The sequence below is a fragment of the Mesobacillus jeotgali genome, assembly GCF_900166585.1.
GTDB lineage: Bacteria > Bacillota > Bacilli > Bacillales > Cytobacillaceae > Mesobacillus > Mesobacillus jeotgali_A.
Map to the genome: position 1 here is coordinate 17,939 of NZ_FVZC01000006.1, position 14,897 is coordinate 32,835.

The window sequence follows — 14,897 nt, forward strand, 5'->3', positions numbered from 1 at the left end:
TATGAAATTATTCAATCAATCCAAAAGCTTCTGGCTCTCTATCCTGCTGTCTCTGGCCGCATTCGGAATCGTACAAGCATTGATTTTGACAGGTATTTTGAACGGTTTCTATGTAAACACAATAACATTTATTGCGATTAATATTATCCTTGCTGTCAGCTTGCACCTCATCATAGGCATTACAGGGCAATTCTCAATAGGTCATGCAGGTTTTTTAGCCGTCGGAGCTTACGCATCTGCTATCATCACGATGAAGCTGCAGCTTCCATTTTCTGCAGCCATCATTATAGCAGGGCTATCTGCTGCATTTACAGGACTTCTCATTGGCATTCCAAGCTTGCGCCTGAAGGGTGATTACCTTGCAATCGCTACACTGGGATTCGGAGAAATCGTCCGTATTGTCCTTCTTAATGTTGATTATGTTGGCGGGGCTAGCGGCATGCAGGTATCGCATTTAACAACATGGGGCTGGGCGTTTGCATGTATGCTGATTACAATTATCGTCATTGTCAACTTTACTAATTCAACCCATGGAAGGGCCTGTATTTCCATAAGAGAAGATGAAACGGCTGCGGATGCAATGGGAATCAATACAACTCTCTACAAGGTAGTCGCATTTGCGATCGGCGCTTTCTTTGCAGGTGTAGCTGGGGCACTTTACGCCCACAACTTTTACATTATCCAGCCATCGAATTTTGGCTTCCTGAAATCATTTGATATCCTGATATTCGTTGTTCTTGGAGGACTTGGAAGCCTTTCGGGTTCTGTCATCGCTGCTATCCTGCTTACGATTGTTTCAACGTTCCTTCAGGAATATCCTGAGACAAGGATGATTATCTACAGCCTTGTTCTTATTGTTACTATGCTGTACAGGCCGCAGGGTTTAATGGGAACACGTGAAATTACTTCACTGTTTAAGAAGCGAAAGGCAGCAGAAGGAGGAACACACGATGGCTCAAAGCACACCGTTGCTTAAAGTAGATAATGCCGGGATCAGGTTCGGAGGCCTGAGAGCGGTCGCAGATGTCAATGTTGAACTGTATCCAGGAGAACTTGTAGGCCTTATTGGCCCGAATGGTGCTGGTAAAACTACATTCTTCAACCTTCTCACAGGAGTTTATGTACCAACAGAAGGGAGCATCCTGCTGAACGGAGAAAAGCTTAATAAGCTTGCGCCGTATAGAATAACAAGAAAAGGCATCAGCCGTACGTTTCAGAATATCCGCCTATTTGGGGAACTATCTGTGATAGATAATGTAAAAGTAGCTTACCATTCACTTGCCAAACATTCTATCCTCAGTTCGATCTTACGCTTGCCGCCGCATTTTTTAGGTGAAAGAGAGATGGATGAAAAAGCGGTGGATTTCCTTAAAATTTTCGGGCTTGACCGTTATAAGGATGAAAAAGCGAAAAACCTGCCATATGGGCAGCAGCGCCGTCTGGAGATAGCCCGCGCTCTCGCTGCAAATCCCAAATTGCTGCTGCTGGATGAGCCGGCTGCAGGGATGAATCCTCAGGAAACAAAAGAGCTAATGAAGCTTATTGCGCTAATCCGTGAAAAGTTTGATTTGACAGTTCTCCTGATTGAACACGATATGGGACTTGTTATGGGAGTTTGCGAACGTATTTATGTATTGGATCATGGCCAATTGATCGCCCAGGGGACACCTGAGGAAATAAGGAATAATCCGAAAGTCATCGAAGCGTACCTGGGTGAGGAGGTTTCATAATGCTGAAGGTAGAGGGAATCAATGTTTATTATGGAAATATACAAGCGTTGAAAGGTGTCTCCCTGGAAATTAACCAGGGGGAAATCGTCACTTTGATTGGCGCAAATGGAGCAGGTAAAAGCACGCTGCTAAAAACAATTTCAGGGCTTTTAAAGCCCAAGCAAGGGCAAATCATTTATGAGGGCCAATCGATTGCCGGCAAGGCAGCACAATCTATCGTGAAAATGGGAATATCTCATGTACCGGAAGGCCGTCGTGTCTTTGCTAATATGACCGTAGAAGAAAATCTCGATTTAGGGGCATACCTGAGAAAAGATAAGGCTGGCATCAAAGAGGATTTAGGGAAAGTGTTTGATCTTTTCCCACGGCTCCTGGAACGCCGCAAACAGTTAGCTGGCACCCTGTCAGGCGGGGAGCAGCAAATGCTGGCAATGGGGCGAGCGCTGATGGCGCGCCCGAGGCTTCTTATACTGGATGAGCCTTCAATGGGCCTTGCACCCTTGCTTGTTAAAACGATTTTCAGGATCATCGAAGAAATCAATGCAAGCGGAACAACAATCCTGCTCGTGGAGCAAAACGCTCATATGGCCCTGTCTATCGCAAGCAGAGCCTATGTCATAGAAACCGGCCGTGTTGTTCTGTCTGGCACGGCAGAAGAATTAAACTCAAGCGAACAAGTTAAAATGGCCTATCTGGGAGGCCATTAATCAAGTAAACCGTTCCTGTACTGGAGCGGTTTTTTTTTCGTCACAGGATCATGAGCTTTTAAGCCAAGCAGGTATGTGAGGGTGGTAAAAACAAAAAATAAACCGGCCGCTTAAAAAAGGGCCGGTTTGTGCTGATCATTTTACAATCCTGTATTTGCTTTTACCAGGATTTCATCATATTTCTTGGCATCTGATTTTTTAGTTGATAAGAGAGTTCCGAGATAAGCACCGATGAAACCTAAAGGAATAGAAATGATTCCAGGGTTTGTCAGGCTGATCAGCGGCTCACCTACAAGGATGGCTGCGCCTGCTTCTGGAGACCAGACATTCGGGCTGATTGCCACGAGGAAGAGTGAGCTGATCAGTCCAACGAGCATTCCTGTGACTGCACCAGCGGTATTAAAGCGTTTCCAAAAAATCGTAAAGATCAACACAGGAAGATTCGCGCTAGCTGCTACTGCGAAAGCCAATGCTACAAGAAAAGCAACATTGAGCTTTTGGGCGAATAATGCAAGGATGATAGATAGGACCGCAACACCCACGGATGCAAGTTTTGCAGCAACCATCTGCTCTCTTTCAGTAGCTTGCCCTCGGCGCATGATATGTCCATAGAAGTCATGTGCAAAAGCGGAGGCAGCTGAAAGAACAAGGCCGGCAACTACTGCCAGAATCGTTGCAAATGCGACAGCGGAAACAAAGGCAAAAAGGAAATCGCCTCCGAGCGCTTGTGCAAGCAGGGGAGCAGCCATATTACCTGCTGCATTAGCGGCCACAATATTATCGTATCCAACGAAAGCTGCTGCACCAAAGCCCAGGAAAATGGTCATAACATAAAATACACCGATGATCCAGGTCGCATACACAACCGATTTTCGTGCGGTAACGGCGTCTTTTACGGTAAAGAAACGAATCAGGATATGCGGCAGACCTGCTGTACCCAGAATGAGTGCCAGATTAAGAGAAATAGTATCCAAAGGATTTTTAAACTTGTTCCCTGGGTTAAGGAATCCTTCTCCAAGCGGTGTAGCCGTTTTCATTTCATTGAACATTTTAAGCACACTGAAGTCGAATTTCGCAAAGACGATAATCGAGATAATTAATGTACCGAACATCAGCAAGACGGCCTTTACGATCTGTACCCAGCTGGTGGCGGTCATTCCGCCAAACACAACATAGACAGTCATTAGCGCGCCTACAATCAACACTGAATACAGATAATCGATCCCTAATAATAATTTGATAAGTGCGCCTGCCCCAACTAGCTGTGCAATCATATAAAAAATAGAGATAGTAATGGTATTCAAAGCTGCAACACCACGTACTTTTTTATCATCAAAACGGGCTGCAATCATATCGGCCATTGTATATTTTCCCAAGTTTCTGAGCGGCTCAGCGATCAGATAAAGAACCACAAGGTAAGCAACAAGAAAGCCGATGCTGTAAAAGAAGCCATCAAAGCCTGAAAGCGCAATCATTCCGGCGATGCCAAGGAAAGAAGCTGCAGACATGTAATCCCCTGCGATGGCGAGACCATTTTGAAAACCAGTCAAACTGCTGTCGGCTGTATAAAAATCACTTGTGGTCTTTGTCCGTTTTGATGCGAAATAAGTAATGACAAGCGTCAGTCCAACAATTACAAGGAACAGGGTAAAAGCTAAAGTATTCAAGAAACATTCCTCCTGGCGTGCTTGCTTTTTATTTCTTCCACAATTTCATCAAATTTAGCGGCTCGTTTTGTATAAATGATGCACAAGGACCATGTCATGATAAATTGCGCAAATGCAAATACCCAGGCCCAGCTGATCGAGCCGAAAGCAGGAGTATTTAAAACAGTAGAGTAAGCGGTCAGAATAGGCAGCGTAAAGTAAAATGCTAAAAAAAATAAAGAAAATGGCAGTAAAAAGCTTCTTTTTTCTTTAAGCAGCTGCTGGAACTTTGCGGACTGGACAATTGCTGAATAATCAATGGAGTTTTCAATCTGCTTCTTTTGCTTTTTAATGGTTGATGGGTTCGTAGCCATTAAATATTCCCTCCTTAAATTAATTGAATAATGAAAAATTGCTCTTCCCATGCCTCCTCTTGTCTAAAATACTATGCATATCATTATAGTTTTATCTGAAAAATTTGTAAATTCAAAATATCTCTGGTTATAGACTATTTTCTGTGTAAATGACCATGGTACATATAAAAATGGCAACTTTCTAAAGAGTAGAAGTTTGATGATGGAAGTTTTAATAGTAGGGGATTAATAAATATTCAGTTTTTTTAGTAAAAACAGCTGGAGGAAGCAGAGCGTGTTGTATGTCAAATGAGGAGTATATAAAAAAGCGTGCTCGCCTGGGCACGCTTTTTTCGTACAATAATATGCAGGAACCTAGATTTTCGCCAATTCTTCCTCAAAATAGAAGGTGCTGGGATGCTCTTTAACAGTGTACGAGTATCTTTTCATATTTTTTACATATTGGGTTTTCAGGATTGTCACTGTTTCGCCTGTTTCTTTGATATTGACAGATTGCCCTGTTTTATAAAGGTTGGTTGCGCTTTTCAATTGGCCACGCCCTTTCATGTTCTCTTTATTATACCATAGTTTCGTTCATTCTTTTGATATTCAAACCCAGTATTTACAAAGACCTGTTTTTGGAAAATTCCTTAAAGCTTGCACTATGCTTTCAATTCTGTTATTCTTAGGAAGAATTATTTTTGTTCGGTATGCAAGGAAAGAACATGCACTGCTTGATTCGCCTGGATATCACTGAGACAAGAATAGTAACAAATTGTGTGGATATCACACTAGGAGGCAACAAAAATGGAAAACGGTAAAGTAAAATGGTTCAACGCAGAAAAAGGTTTCGGATTCATCGAGCGTGAAGGTGGAGAAGACGTATTCGTACACTTCTCAGCTATCCAAGGCGAAGGCTTCAAGACTCTTGAAGAAGGCCAAGAAGTTTCTTTCGACGTAGAACAAGGTGCTCGTGGACCACAAGCAGCTAACGTTACAAAACTATAATAACGGATTAGCCCATACAAACAAGTCCTGATCTAATCAGGGCTTGTTTTTTTGTCTTAACTGCCATTTCTAATTCTGTGGTCTGCCAAAAACAGACCGTGAATGCGAAAACAAATCATTGCTGAATACAGACTTTGGATTAATATAGGCCCGACTAATCATGAAGGCACAAAAAAACCCCACTCAAAAATGAGCGGGGTTTTTACTGTGGTAAAGCAATGGTTGTTTTTATTATACCATAAGTTTTTGTGAGTCTGTTAAAAAACTTTATTTTAAATTAATAGGTGAATAATCAAAATATCAGAATTTTCCGTTGAAGAATTACCCTGTGAAGTGGATAATGGATATGTAGGTAATTATTCTTAATCTCAAGGGTCCCGGGGGATACAATGATAGATTTCATTAAGGATTTGATTCTGCATTTTTCCATAATACTCTCACTAGGTTTTATGTATAACTTTTTATGGATGCAGAAGCGTTCTGTATATAAGAAACAAATCTTTAAACTGGCCATACTGGCAGCGCTGTTAGTGACAATGGCGCTTCCTGTAAGGTTCCATGGAGGCATGGAATTCGATTTGAAGCTTATTCCCGTCTTCATTGCCTTCTTTTATTTAAGCCGGACGGATGGCTTTTTAATTGTAGCGGTCCTTATACTTTTACAAGGCCTAGTGGGCATAGACAAACTTCCCGTTACTGCAATCAATTACGGGGTTATCTTGCTTCTCTTTTTAGCGATTGAAAATCCATACAAGATCACGACAGTCAACAGGAAAATTGCGCTGGGTCTCTTCGTCAATGCGTTGATTACTTCTACAAGACTTGCTGCGCTGATCAACTCTGGCAATGCGGGGGATTACAAGTATTTGCTCGTATTTTCGCTCATGTCTTTCATTGCCTTGTCTGTGATCATTTATATCATTGAAATGACCAATTTGCAGATCAAGCTGATGCATGAGCTCCACAAGGCAGAGAAATTCTCGGCTATCAGCCAGCTGGCTGCCTCGGTTGCTCATGAAATCCGCAATCCTATGACCACAATCAGAGGCTTCATGCAAGTTCTGCAGGGTGAAAAGAACCTGAGTGATAATCAGAATCTCTTTATAACAATCTCGCTTCAGGAGCTGGACCGAACCCAGACAATTATCAATAATTTCCTGGCACTGGCCAAACCGAATACAGGCACGAAGGATAAAATCGACTTAAGTGCTATTTTAAAAGAAACCATTGCCTTCATGAGATCTTATTCGCATCTTGCAAATACAGAATTGGTTGAGGCGATTGATAAGAATCTTTCCATTAAGGGCGATGCCCATGAAATAAGGCAGGTGTTCATCAATATCCTTAAAAATGGGATAGAAGCCATGCCCTCAGGTGGTAGCATCTTTATCATCGCCAAGGTTGAGGGAGACTATGTCAGGATCCAGTTCCGGGATGAGGGTATCGGCATGACAAAAGAGCAGCTCGCCCGGCTTGGACATCCTTACTACTCAACAAAGGAGAAAGGCACGGGCTTGGGGATGATGATTTCCTATGATATCGTTCAAAGGATGGGTGGAAGGATCAATGTCGAGAGTGAAGAAGGAAAAGGCACAACCTTCACAATCCTGCTGCCTTGTGAATAATATCGACCTCTGGCAGAGAAGGCGGGAAACTGTCTTCTTTTTCCTATATATTCAGGTAAAATTTTGTGCCCCGAAATACAATATTGAGCTATAATAATTTTTAAAAGATTTCTATAATTGTTTTACAGGAAGGGGTAAAAAACAGCATGACAGATTTTAATACTTATTTTCTCATGAATGCAGATGAGGTCATTCCGTATGTAAAAGCGAAGACCGATTTTTTTGATAATGATACCGAATTAAGCTGTGCTGAAATTGGGGACGGGAACCTGAATTACGTGTTCCTTGTGCGCGATGAACAGACAGGGAAATCGCTGATTGTGAAACAGGCTGGAGATACGGCCAGAATTTCTGATGAGTTCAAGCTTTCTACGAACCGAATCAGGATTGAATCGAATGTGCTGAAACTTGAGGGCGAACTGGCACCGGGATTGGTTCCTGAAGTATATCTATATGATGATGTGATGAATTGCTGTGTGATGGAGGATCTGTCTGATCATACAATCCTGCGTACCGCGCTAAATGAAGGCAAGATTTTTCCTAAACTTGCGGATGACTTGACGACTTTCATGGTGAATACATTATTGCTGACTTCTGATGTTGTCATAGAGCATAAAGCGAAGAAAGCACTGGTTCAGGATTATATCAATCCGGAATTGTGCGAAATTTCTGAGGACCTCGTCTACTCAGAACCTTTTACAGACCATAACAAGCGAAATGACTTATTCCCGGCCAACAGGGAGTGGATCGAGGAAAATATTTATGGTGATGATAAATTGCGCTTTGAAGCAGCCAAGCTGAAATTTGCCTTCATGACAAATGCCCAGGCGCTGGTGCATGGCGATTTGCATTCTGGTTCTGTTTTTGTAAAAGAAGATTCTACGAAAGTGATCGATCCGGAGTTCGCATTCTACGGACCGATGGGCTATGATGTTGGGAACGTGATTGCAAACTTGATGTTCGCATGGTCCAGGGCATATGTGACGGGCGGGGAAGAAAAGTACATTGCCTGGCTGGAAAACACAATCAGGGATTCGGTAGATCTTTTCTCTAAAAAATTCCTGGCAAGCTGGAAGGAAAATGTTACGGAGATCATGGCAAAAGAACAGGGCTTCGACCGCTGGTATCTTGATACAGTCCTTCAGGATACAGCCGCGGTGACGGGTATGGAGTTGACCCGTCGAATTGCCGGCCTGGCGAAGGTCAAGGATTTGACGACCATTGCTGATCAAGATCAGCGCGTAACAGCTGAGCGCATCTGTCTGACAGCGGCAAAGCAATTCATTTTGGATTCCTCTGCCTTTAAAACGGGACAGCAGTTTCTAAATGTATTAAAGGATTCAGCTTCAAGCCATAATATGCGATAATAAGACGTTCCAACTTTGATTTTTTGAGAAAGAGAGGCGCAGAAAATGTTGCTTCTGGAAGAACGGATGAAAGTCGTAGAATACGGCAAGAAAATCATCACAAGCGGTCTGACGAAGGGGACAGGCGGCAATATCAGCATTTTTAATCGTGAAAAGAAACTCGTCGCCATCAGTCCGAGCGGAGTCGATTATTTTGAGACAAGGCCTGAAGATGTCGTCATCATAAACCTGGATGGCAAGGTTGTAGATGGCAGCAAAAAGCCGTCCAGCGAGCTCGATATGCATTTGATCTTTTATCAGCGCCGCGACGACCTGAACGCGCTTGTCCATACACACTCTCCATTTGCCAAAACGATTTCGACGCTAGGCTGGGATATTCCGCCGATCAGTTATCTGGTGGCATTTGCTGGTCCGAATGTCAGGTGTGCACCTTACGCGACATTTGGGACAAAAGAGCTTGCTGAAAAGGCATTCGAAGGTATGGCGGACAGAAGAGCTGTACTGCTGGCTAATCATGGCATGATAGCCGGAGCCCATAATATTGAGACAGCCTTCACAGTAGCAGAGGAAATCGAGTTCAGTGCCCAAATCTATTACCAGGCGAAAGCCATTGGGGAGCCAACGACCCTTTCAGATGAAGAAATGGCACTCCTGGCAAAAAAATTCGAAACATACGGCCAAAGATGACCCTCTTTTTAGAGGGTTTTTTTAATGCTTAAAATGCCCTCTATCAAAATAAGGGGCACAAAATCATCTGATTATGCTATGATTATTGAAAAGAAAAAACTGGGCTGATTGGATAGTTTTACTAGGGGGGACAGGCAGGCTATGAGAGCAAGGACAAGGAAGAGTGAACCTTTTTCATTTGATAAACTGAGAGACTTTTTCACTACTGTGCTGCTGCATCTAAGTTTTTATGCTTTCATTGTGTTTCTCGTTATTTTTTTCATCGATAATTTCAGTTAATACCTAAAACGCATTTCCAAGTAGCATTTTCAAATCCCAAAGGAGACAGCATGCCAACTAACAGTCCAAATTTGGGCTGTTTTTTAATTGAGTATGGTAATGGTTAAGATCGCTTACTTTAGTGTTTGTCTTGGGCTCCATTTGTTGTATAGTATGGAGTAGAAAAGGGATTGAGGTGAGTCCATTGAGTTTAAACTCTGAATTACAAGATTTAGACCTGGTTGATCTATTAAGTGAGCGTCACACTCTGCTGCGTAAAATTTCAGAGAAAGCCTGGAATAATCAGAGTGATATTTATATTTCAAATTCAGAATGGTATATCATGGCGAGGATTTATAAAAAAAAGCCAACCATTTCATATATTAATAAAAATGTGGAAATTTCCCGGCAGGCTATACATAAATTCATTAAAAACCTGGCTGAAAAAGGCTTAGTCGAAATCAATAACCTGGAAAATAATAAAAAGGAAAAGTGGATACAGTTAACACCTCTTGGGGAAGAGTGCTATGAAAAAAACGCAAAGCTCAAGGCTAATCTGGAAATCAGGATTGCAGAGAAAATCGGTGATGAGCAGGTAAAATTACTTAAGGAAATTTTAAAGCTTGATTGGAATCTGAATGATTAAGTCATAACCCTCTTAATGTCAATTAGGTTGACAATAAGAGGGTTTTTATATAAACTAATATTGTCAACTATATTGACAATTCTAGCTGTTATGCACCGTAAAGATGGGAGCGCGAAGGGGATTATACTGAAATGACACAGGCAGGAGTTCAAGGGCAAGCATATGATGCAAATCAAATTCAGGTTTTGGAGGGACTCGAAGCGGTCCGGAAGCGTCCGGGGATGTACATTGGTTCTACTTCAGAAAAGGGCCTCCATCACCTTGTTTGGGAAATTGTCGACAATAGTGTTGATGAAGCACTTGCAGGATATTGCAATGAAATAAACGTCGTGATAGAACAAGACAATAGCATAACTGTTATGGATAATGGCCGGGGAATTCCGGTCGGGATACATGAAAAAGAAGGAAGACCCGCGGTTGAGGTCATTTTGACAGTGCTCCATGCCGGAGGGAAGTTTGGCGGCGGAGGTTATAAAGTGTCTGGCGGGCTGCATGGCGTGGGTGCTTCAGTCGTGAATGCCTTATCTTCCTTATTGGAGGTATATGTACAGCGGGAAGGAAAAATCCATTACCAGAGTTTTGTCCGCGGTGTCCCTCAAGGGGAGTTGAACATCGTTGGGGAAACAGACCATACTGGTACGACTATTCACTTCGTGCCTGATGGCGAAATTTTTACAGAAACGCTTGAGTATAATTATGAAATTCTCTCATCAAGGCTTCGTGAACTGGCATTCCTGAACAAAGGGATTACGATCACCATTACTGACAAGCGCAGTGAAGAGAGGAAGAATGAATATTACTATGAGGGCGGAATAATGTCCTATGTCGAGCACTTAAACGATCATCAAACCGTACTTCATGAAGAACCGATATTCATAGAAGGGGAGCATAAAGGAATAACACTGGAAATCGCTCTCCAATATAATGAAGGATATGCTGAGACGCTCTACTCTTTTGCTAACAATATTCATACACATGAAGGCGGGACTCACGAGGCAGGATTTAAGACAGCATTAACCAGAACGATTAATGAGTATGCAAGGAAAACTGGACAGATTAAAGAAAATGAAGCCAACTGTTCGGGAGAAGATGTCAGAGAAGGCCTTACAGCCGTTATTTCGGTTAAGCATCCAGATCCTCAATTCGAGGGGCAAACCAAAACGAAGCTAGGCAACTCGGAAGTAAAACCTGCAACAGATGCGATTCTTTCTGAAAGACTCGAGTTATTTTTACTCGAAAATCCTGCGGTAGCCAAAAAAATCATGGATAAATGTTCTGTGGCCTCCAAAGCCCGGATTGCTGCCAGGCGGGCACGTGAACTGACGAGAAGGAAAAGTGTTTTGGAAATATCAACTCTTCCGGGCAAACTTGCTGATTGTACATCAAAAGATCCATCCATTAGTGAACTGTATATTGTAGAAGGGAATTCTGCCGGCGGCTCGGCAAAGGGGGGACGTGACCGCCATTTCCAGGCGGTCTTGCCGCTTAGAGGTAAAATCCTAAACGTCGAGAAAGCGGGAATGGATCGTATTTTTCAGAATGCCGAGATAGGAACGATGATCAAGGCCATTGGCGGGGGAGTCGGAGAGAATTTTGATGCAGCAAAAGCACGCTATCACAAAATTGTTATCATGACCGACGCAGATGTGGACGGTGCCCATATCCGTATACTTATGCTGACATTTTTCTATCGATTCATGAGACCGTTACTAGAACACGGCTATATCTATATCGCACAGCCTCCGTTGTATAAAATCCAGCAAGGTAAAAACATACAGTATGCTTACAATGACCTGGAACTGGAAAATACTTTGGCGTCACTGCCAGTAAGCACGAAACCGAATTTACAGCGGTATAAGGGTCTTGGTGAAATGAACCCGGAACAATTATGGGAAACGACCATGAATCCGGAAACAAGGACATTGCTTCAGGTAGCATTGGATGATGCCAGAGAAGCGGATGAGGTTTGTGACTTATTGATGGGAGACAGGGTTGAACCCCGCCGCCAATTTATTGAGGATAATGCTGTGTATGTCAGGAACCTGGATGTCTGACCTTCCTAAAGAATATGTAAAATAGAATGGCCCATTGAATCCTGATTCAATAAGGCCATTTTTATTTTTATCTAATAGTTATTTTGACTTTGTATCAACGTGTCCGGAAGACTTATGAACTGGATAGGAGAGATAATTTCGTAAAAAAAGCAGCAGCTGTTTTAACTTTTGTGAAAGTCTGCACAAAAACTTTCCTAATTAACCACTTTCTCCTTATTGCTATCTAATAAGTACTTTGTAATTCTTTCTTCTATTCTGTCAACGGAGGTATTAAAAGCAATCGCTAATTCTTTAAAGAGGATGCTTTGAATGGTATTAAGCAGCTTTCGGTCCTGTTCATAAAGTTTTTTTTCATTCTGATCTGCTTCAATCTTTTTTCGCATGAGTGTATTGATGGTCCGGGCAATTTCCATTCTGTCACCACGGTTTACAATACCGGAATATAAATTTTGCCGAACGTTCGGTTTATCAACCCAGTCGATTCCTGGATATTTAAAAGAATCAAGGATTTCCTGGGCATCCTCTTTATGGACCATTTCATGAAGGCTTACCTTATCACTATGAACTGGAACACTCAAGGTCAACTGATGATTGTTATCAGTAGGGTGCAATACGTAATACGGTCTTGTTACACCTAACACGGTCTTTTCGCAAATATCATCAATTTTACAGATGCCATGTGCTGAATAAATAACCAAATCTCCTATATTAAACATATATTCACCCCTCGGTAAAATTGTCAACCAAGTTTATGATAACACTAAAGAGCAACTTTGTCAACTTGGTTGACTTTAAGGTGAGTGGCTCTGTCAACTATCGGCTGATATTAAGAAATCACCAGGTCGATATAAAGGGACGTGATTTGCCAAAGTTAACGAATTTTCAGGAAGCGTGGGTGTACCACGGATTATTGGAAGAAAGCTGAGAATGGAAAATACTATCTATTGATTCCAGCAAAGATGGTTTGCGATTTTTCGCAATCATTCAGACACCCGGGATGCAGGGGTATTCATGGCACGAAAAAACGCTCAGAAATTCTGAGCGTTTTTCTATTTTTATGGATTCAACGGGTTATCGCCGTTACGAGGATTAATTGGGTTGTTGCTTCTATTTTCGTTAGGATTGTTCAAGTTTGGCGGTGTTCCAGGATTCGTGTTCAAGTTATTCAAGTTTGGCGGTGTCGCAGTGTTCGGATTAACCGAATTATTCTTTTTCATTTTCTGCTGCTGGACCGCTGCCTGATCAATGCTGGTTTTCTCAATTTTCTCATCAAACTTGGTCAGGTATTTGGAAGCGAAATTTTTTCCGCCAAGTCCAAATGCGAGGCCGAATGCGAGTGCCAATCCGCCAAGTGTCAGGATGAAGGCTGCATTTACGATGGCAGGTGCGACGCCCAGCTGGTCAAGTGCCATGAAAACAGCAATGGTGATGATCGCATATTTTGCTACAGTTGCAAGGACGTTTGAAGAATCACCCTGCAGAATGCTGCTGAGAACTTTCTTGGCAAGGCCGCCGAGCCATAGGCCGACACCAAGGATGACAATTGCTGCAATGACATGCGGAAGATATCCAATCACACCGCGAGCAAGGTCGACGAAGAAATCAAGCTTAACGACATTCAGTGCTTCCGCTACAAACAGAAGGACGACAATGACCTGGACGATATAGCCGACGATTTCAGATAAGCCTAATGAGTTAGGACGATTTGCTGCGCTGCCTAAACCCATGCCTTTAAAATAAGAGTCGAAACCAATTCTTCTTAACAAATCGGCCGTGAATTTTTTCAGCCATTTACCCAGCCACAAACCGATCATGACCAGGATGATTGCAACAACGATATTCGGAATCATCGTAAGGATATCATTCAGCATGGCGATTGCCGGTGCGGAAATTCCTTCGACATCAAGACGCTCAAGAGCGGCGATGACGGTCGGGATCAAAATGAGTACGAAAGCGACGGTTCCGATCACACGTGAAAGGCTTGTGCCTTCAAATAAACGGGAAAGCCCAAAACGCTGGACTAATCTTTCAGTGCCAATGCTTTGCAAAAAGTTCGTCAGGATATCGCGGACAATTTTAGCAACAAAGTAACCGACTAAAAGGATCAGGGCAGCGGCGAATAATTTAGGGATGAAGGAAAGGATTCCCTCGATCATGTTTTCAAATGGCTCAGACACGCCGCGAAGGTTCAGTGCTGACAATACTGCCGGCAGTGCCATCAGCAATACAAGATAGAAAACGATGTTTGCGACGGTATCGACTGCATTTGTTGTCTGCTGGTTGTCCTCCGTCAGCTTGTACTTGCTTAATCTTTCATGGACACCAAGCTTCTTGCCGCCTTTTTGTATCAGGAATTTCAAACCTGAGGCAATCAGCCATGCAAATAATAAAATCAAGCCTGCTTTTAAGATATTAGGAATCGCTGCAGCAATCGTTGAGAACATTCCTACAAGCGGCTCAGTTAAAACATATAAATCTAAAATGTTCAGGAACATGATAAAGACAAATACTAGAATTAAAATATAGACGATTTTGCTGATGATTTTCTCAGCTGAGTATTTTTTATTGCCCGCGCTTGAAAAAAGCTTATTATCAAGGCTGGTTTTCTGCAGCCCCTTGTAAACTGCCTTCTCGATTAATTTTGCAACAAGCCATCCGACCAGGAGGACAGCGAGAGCAATCAGCACGTTTGGCAGTTTGCCAAGGATGCTATCCCATCCATTATAAAAATTATTGTTCAAATTTCTCACTCCTTATTTAGTTGGGACCTCCAGGGTGGGCTGTAAATGTAAGAATAAGTTCGGAATCAGTACAGC

Annotated in this window: 14 protein-coding genes; 9 read left to right on the forward strand and 5 right to left on the reverse strand. The window is 42.5% G+C overall.

The window, feature by feature from the left end; translation table 11 throughout:
- The first annotated feature begins 1 nt into the window (after position 1).
- From B5X77_RS01120 to B5X77_RS01130, 3 genes are read left to right on the forward strand one after another with little or no spacing between them, the layout of a single operon-like run.
- A complete protein-coding gene (locus B5X77_RS01120) occupies positions 2-976 on the forward strand; it encodes a branched-chain amino acid ABC transporter permease (RefSeq protein ID WP_079504320.1) in 975 nt (324 codons plus the stop codon).
- The gene (locus tag B5X77_RS01125; RefSeq protein WP_079504321.1) at positions 951-1,730 is read left to right on the forward strand and encodes an ABC transporter ATP-binding protein; all 780 of its coding nucleotides are present in this window, start codon (positions 951-953) and stop codon (positions 1,728-1,730) included. Before B5X77_RS01120 ends, B5X77_RS01125 begins: the two co-directional genes overlap by 26 nt.
- Complete coding sequence (locus tag B5X77_RS01130; protein ID WP_079504322.1) at positions 1,730-2,437, forward strand: ABC transporter ATP-binding protein; 708 nt, start codon at positions 1,730-1,732, stop codon at positions 2,435-2,437. Before B5X77_RS01125 ends, B5X77_RS01130 begins: the two co-directional genes overlap by 1 nt.
- A 140-nt stretch (positions 2,438-2,577) precedes the next feature.
- On the opposite strand, the gene B5X77_RS01135 is transcribed toward B5X77_RS01130, so the two are convergent.
- The 3 genes from B5X77_RS01135 to B5X77_RS01145 form a co-directional block, all read right to left on the reverse strand.
- On the reverse strand, positions 2,578-4,104 hold the full coding sequence (locus B5X77_RS01135; RefSeq protein WP_079504323.1) for a solute symporter family protein: 1,527 nt from the start codon (positions 4,102-4,104) through the stop codon (positions 2,578-2,580).
- On the reverse strand, positions 4,101-4,457 hold the full coding sequence (locus B5X77_RS01140; RefSeq protein WP_079504324.1) for a DUF485 domain-containing protein: 357 nt from the start codon (positions 4,455-4,457) through the stop codon (positions 4,101-4,103). Before B5X77_RS01140 ends, B5X77_RS01135 begins: the two co-directional genes overlap by 4 nt.
- A 354-nt stretch (positions 4,458-4,811) precedes the next feature.
- Complete coding sequence (locus tag B5X77_RS01145; protein ID WP_257391689.1) at positions 4,812-4,985, reverse strand: hypothetical protein; 174 nt, start codon at positions 4,983-4,985, stop codon at positions 4,812-4,814.
- Between the two features lie 258 nt (positions 4,986-5,243).
- Here B5X77_RS01145 and B5X77_RS01150 point away from each other — a divergent pair, with 258 nt between their 5' ends.
- The 6 genes from B5X77_RS01150 to gyrB all read left to right on the forward strand — a co-directional run bounded on the left by B5X77_RS01150 (position 5,244) and on the right by gyrB (position 12,081).
- Positions 5,244-5,444: a cold-shock protein gene (locus tag B5X77_RS01150; protein ID WP_023626356.1), complete on the forward strand. Its 201-nt coding sequence runs from the start codon at positions 5,244-5,246 to the stop codon at positions 5,442-5,444.
- 389 nt (positions 5,445-5,833) lie between these two features.
- Positions 5,834-7,069 (forward strand): ATP-binding protein, encoded by a 1,236-nt coding sequence (locus B5X77_RS01155; RefSeq protein ID WP_079504326.1) that lies wholly within the window; start codon positions 5,834-5,836, stop codon positions 7,067-7,069.
- A 146-nt stretch (positions 7,070-7,215) separates the two neighbouring features.
- Positions 7,216-8,436, forward strand: coding sequence for an S-methyl-5-thioribose kinase (gene mtnK, locus B5X77_RS01160; protein WP_079504327.1), 1,221 nt, complete (start codon positions 7,216-7,218; stop codon positions 8,434-8,436).
- A gap of 45 nt (positions 8,437-8,481) precedes the next feature.
- Positions 8,482-9,123 (forward strand): L-fuculose-phosphate aldolase, encoded by a 642-nt coding sequence (locus B5X77_RS01165; protein WP_079504328.1) that lies wholly within the window; start codon positions 8,482-8,484, stop codon positions 9,121-9,123.
- Between the two features lie 463 nt (positions 9,124-9,586).
- The gene (locus B5X77_RS01170; protein ID WP_079504329.1) at positions 9,587-10,027 is read left to right on the forward strand and encodes a MarR family winged helix-turn-helix transcriptional regulator; all 441 of its coding nucleotides are present in this window, start codon (positions 9,587-9,589) and stop codon (positions 10,025-10,027) included.
- A gap of 131 nt (positions 10,028-10,158) precedes the next feature.
- Positions 10,159-12,081, forward strand: coding sequence for a DNA topoisomerase (ATP-hydrolyzing) subunit B (gyrB, locus tag B5X77_RS01175; protein WP_079504330.1), 1,923 nt, complete (start codon positions 10,159-10,161; stop codon positions 12,079-12,081).
- Between the two features lie 194 nt (positions 12,082-12,275).
- Here the strand turns inward: gyrB and B5X77_RS01180 are convergent, their stop codons facing one another.
- Together B5X77_RS01180 and B5X77_RS01185 are read right to left on the reverse strand one after the other, a co-directional pair.
- Positions 12,276-12,797 carry a CarD family transcriptional regulator gene (locus B5X77_RS01180; protein ID WP_079504331.1) on the reverse strand — a complete coding sequence of 174 codons (522 nt, stop codon included), beginning with the start codon at positions 12,795-12,797 and terminating at the stop codon, positions 12,276-12,278.
- A 339-nt stretch (positions 12,798-13,136) separates the two neighbouring features.
- Positions 13,137-14,822 (reverse strand): mechanosensitive ion channel, encoded by a 1,686-nt coding sequence (locus tag B5X77_RS01185; protein ID WP_079504332.1) that lies wholly within the window; start codon positions 14,820-14,822, stop codon positions 13,137-13,139.
- Positions 14,823-14,897: the final 75 nt, after the last annotated feature.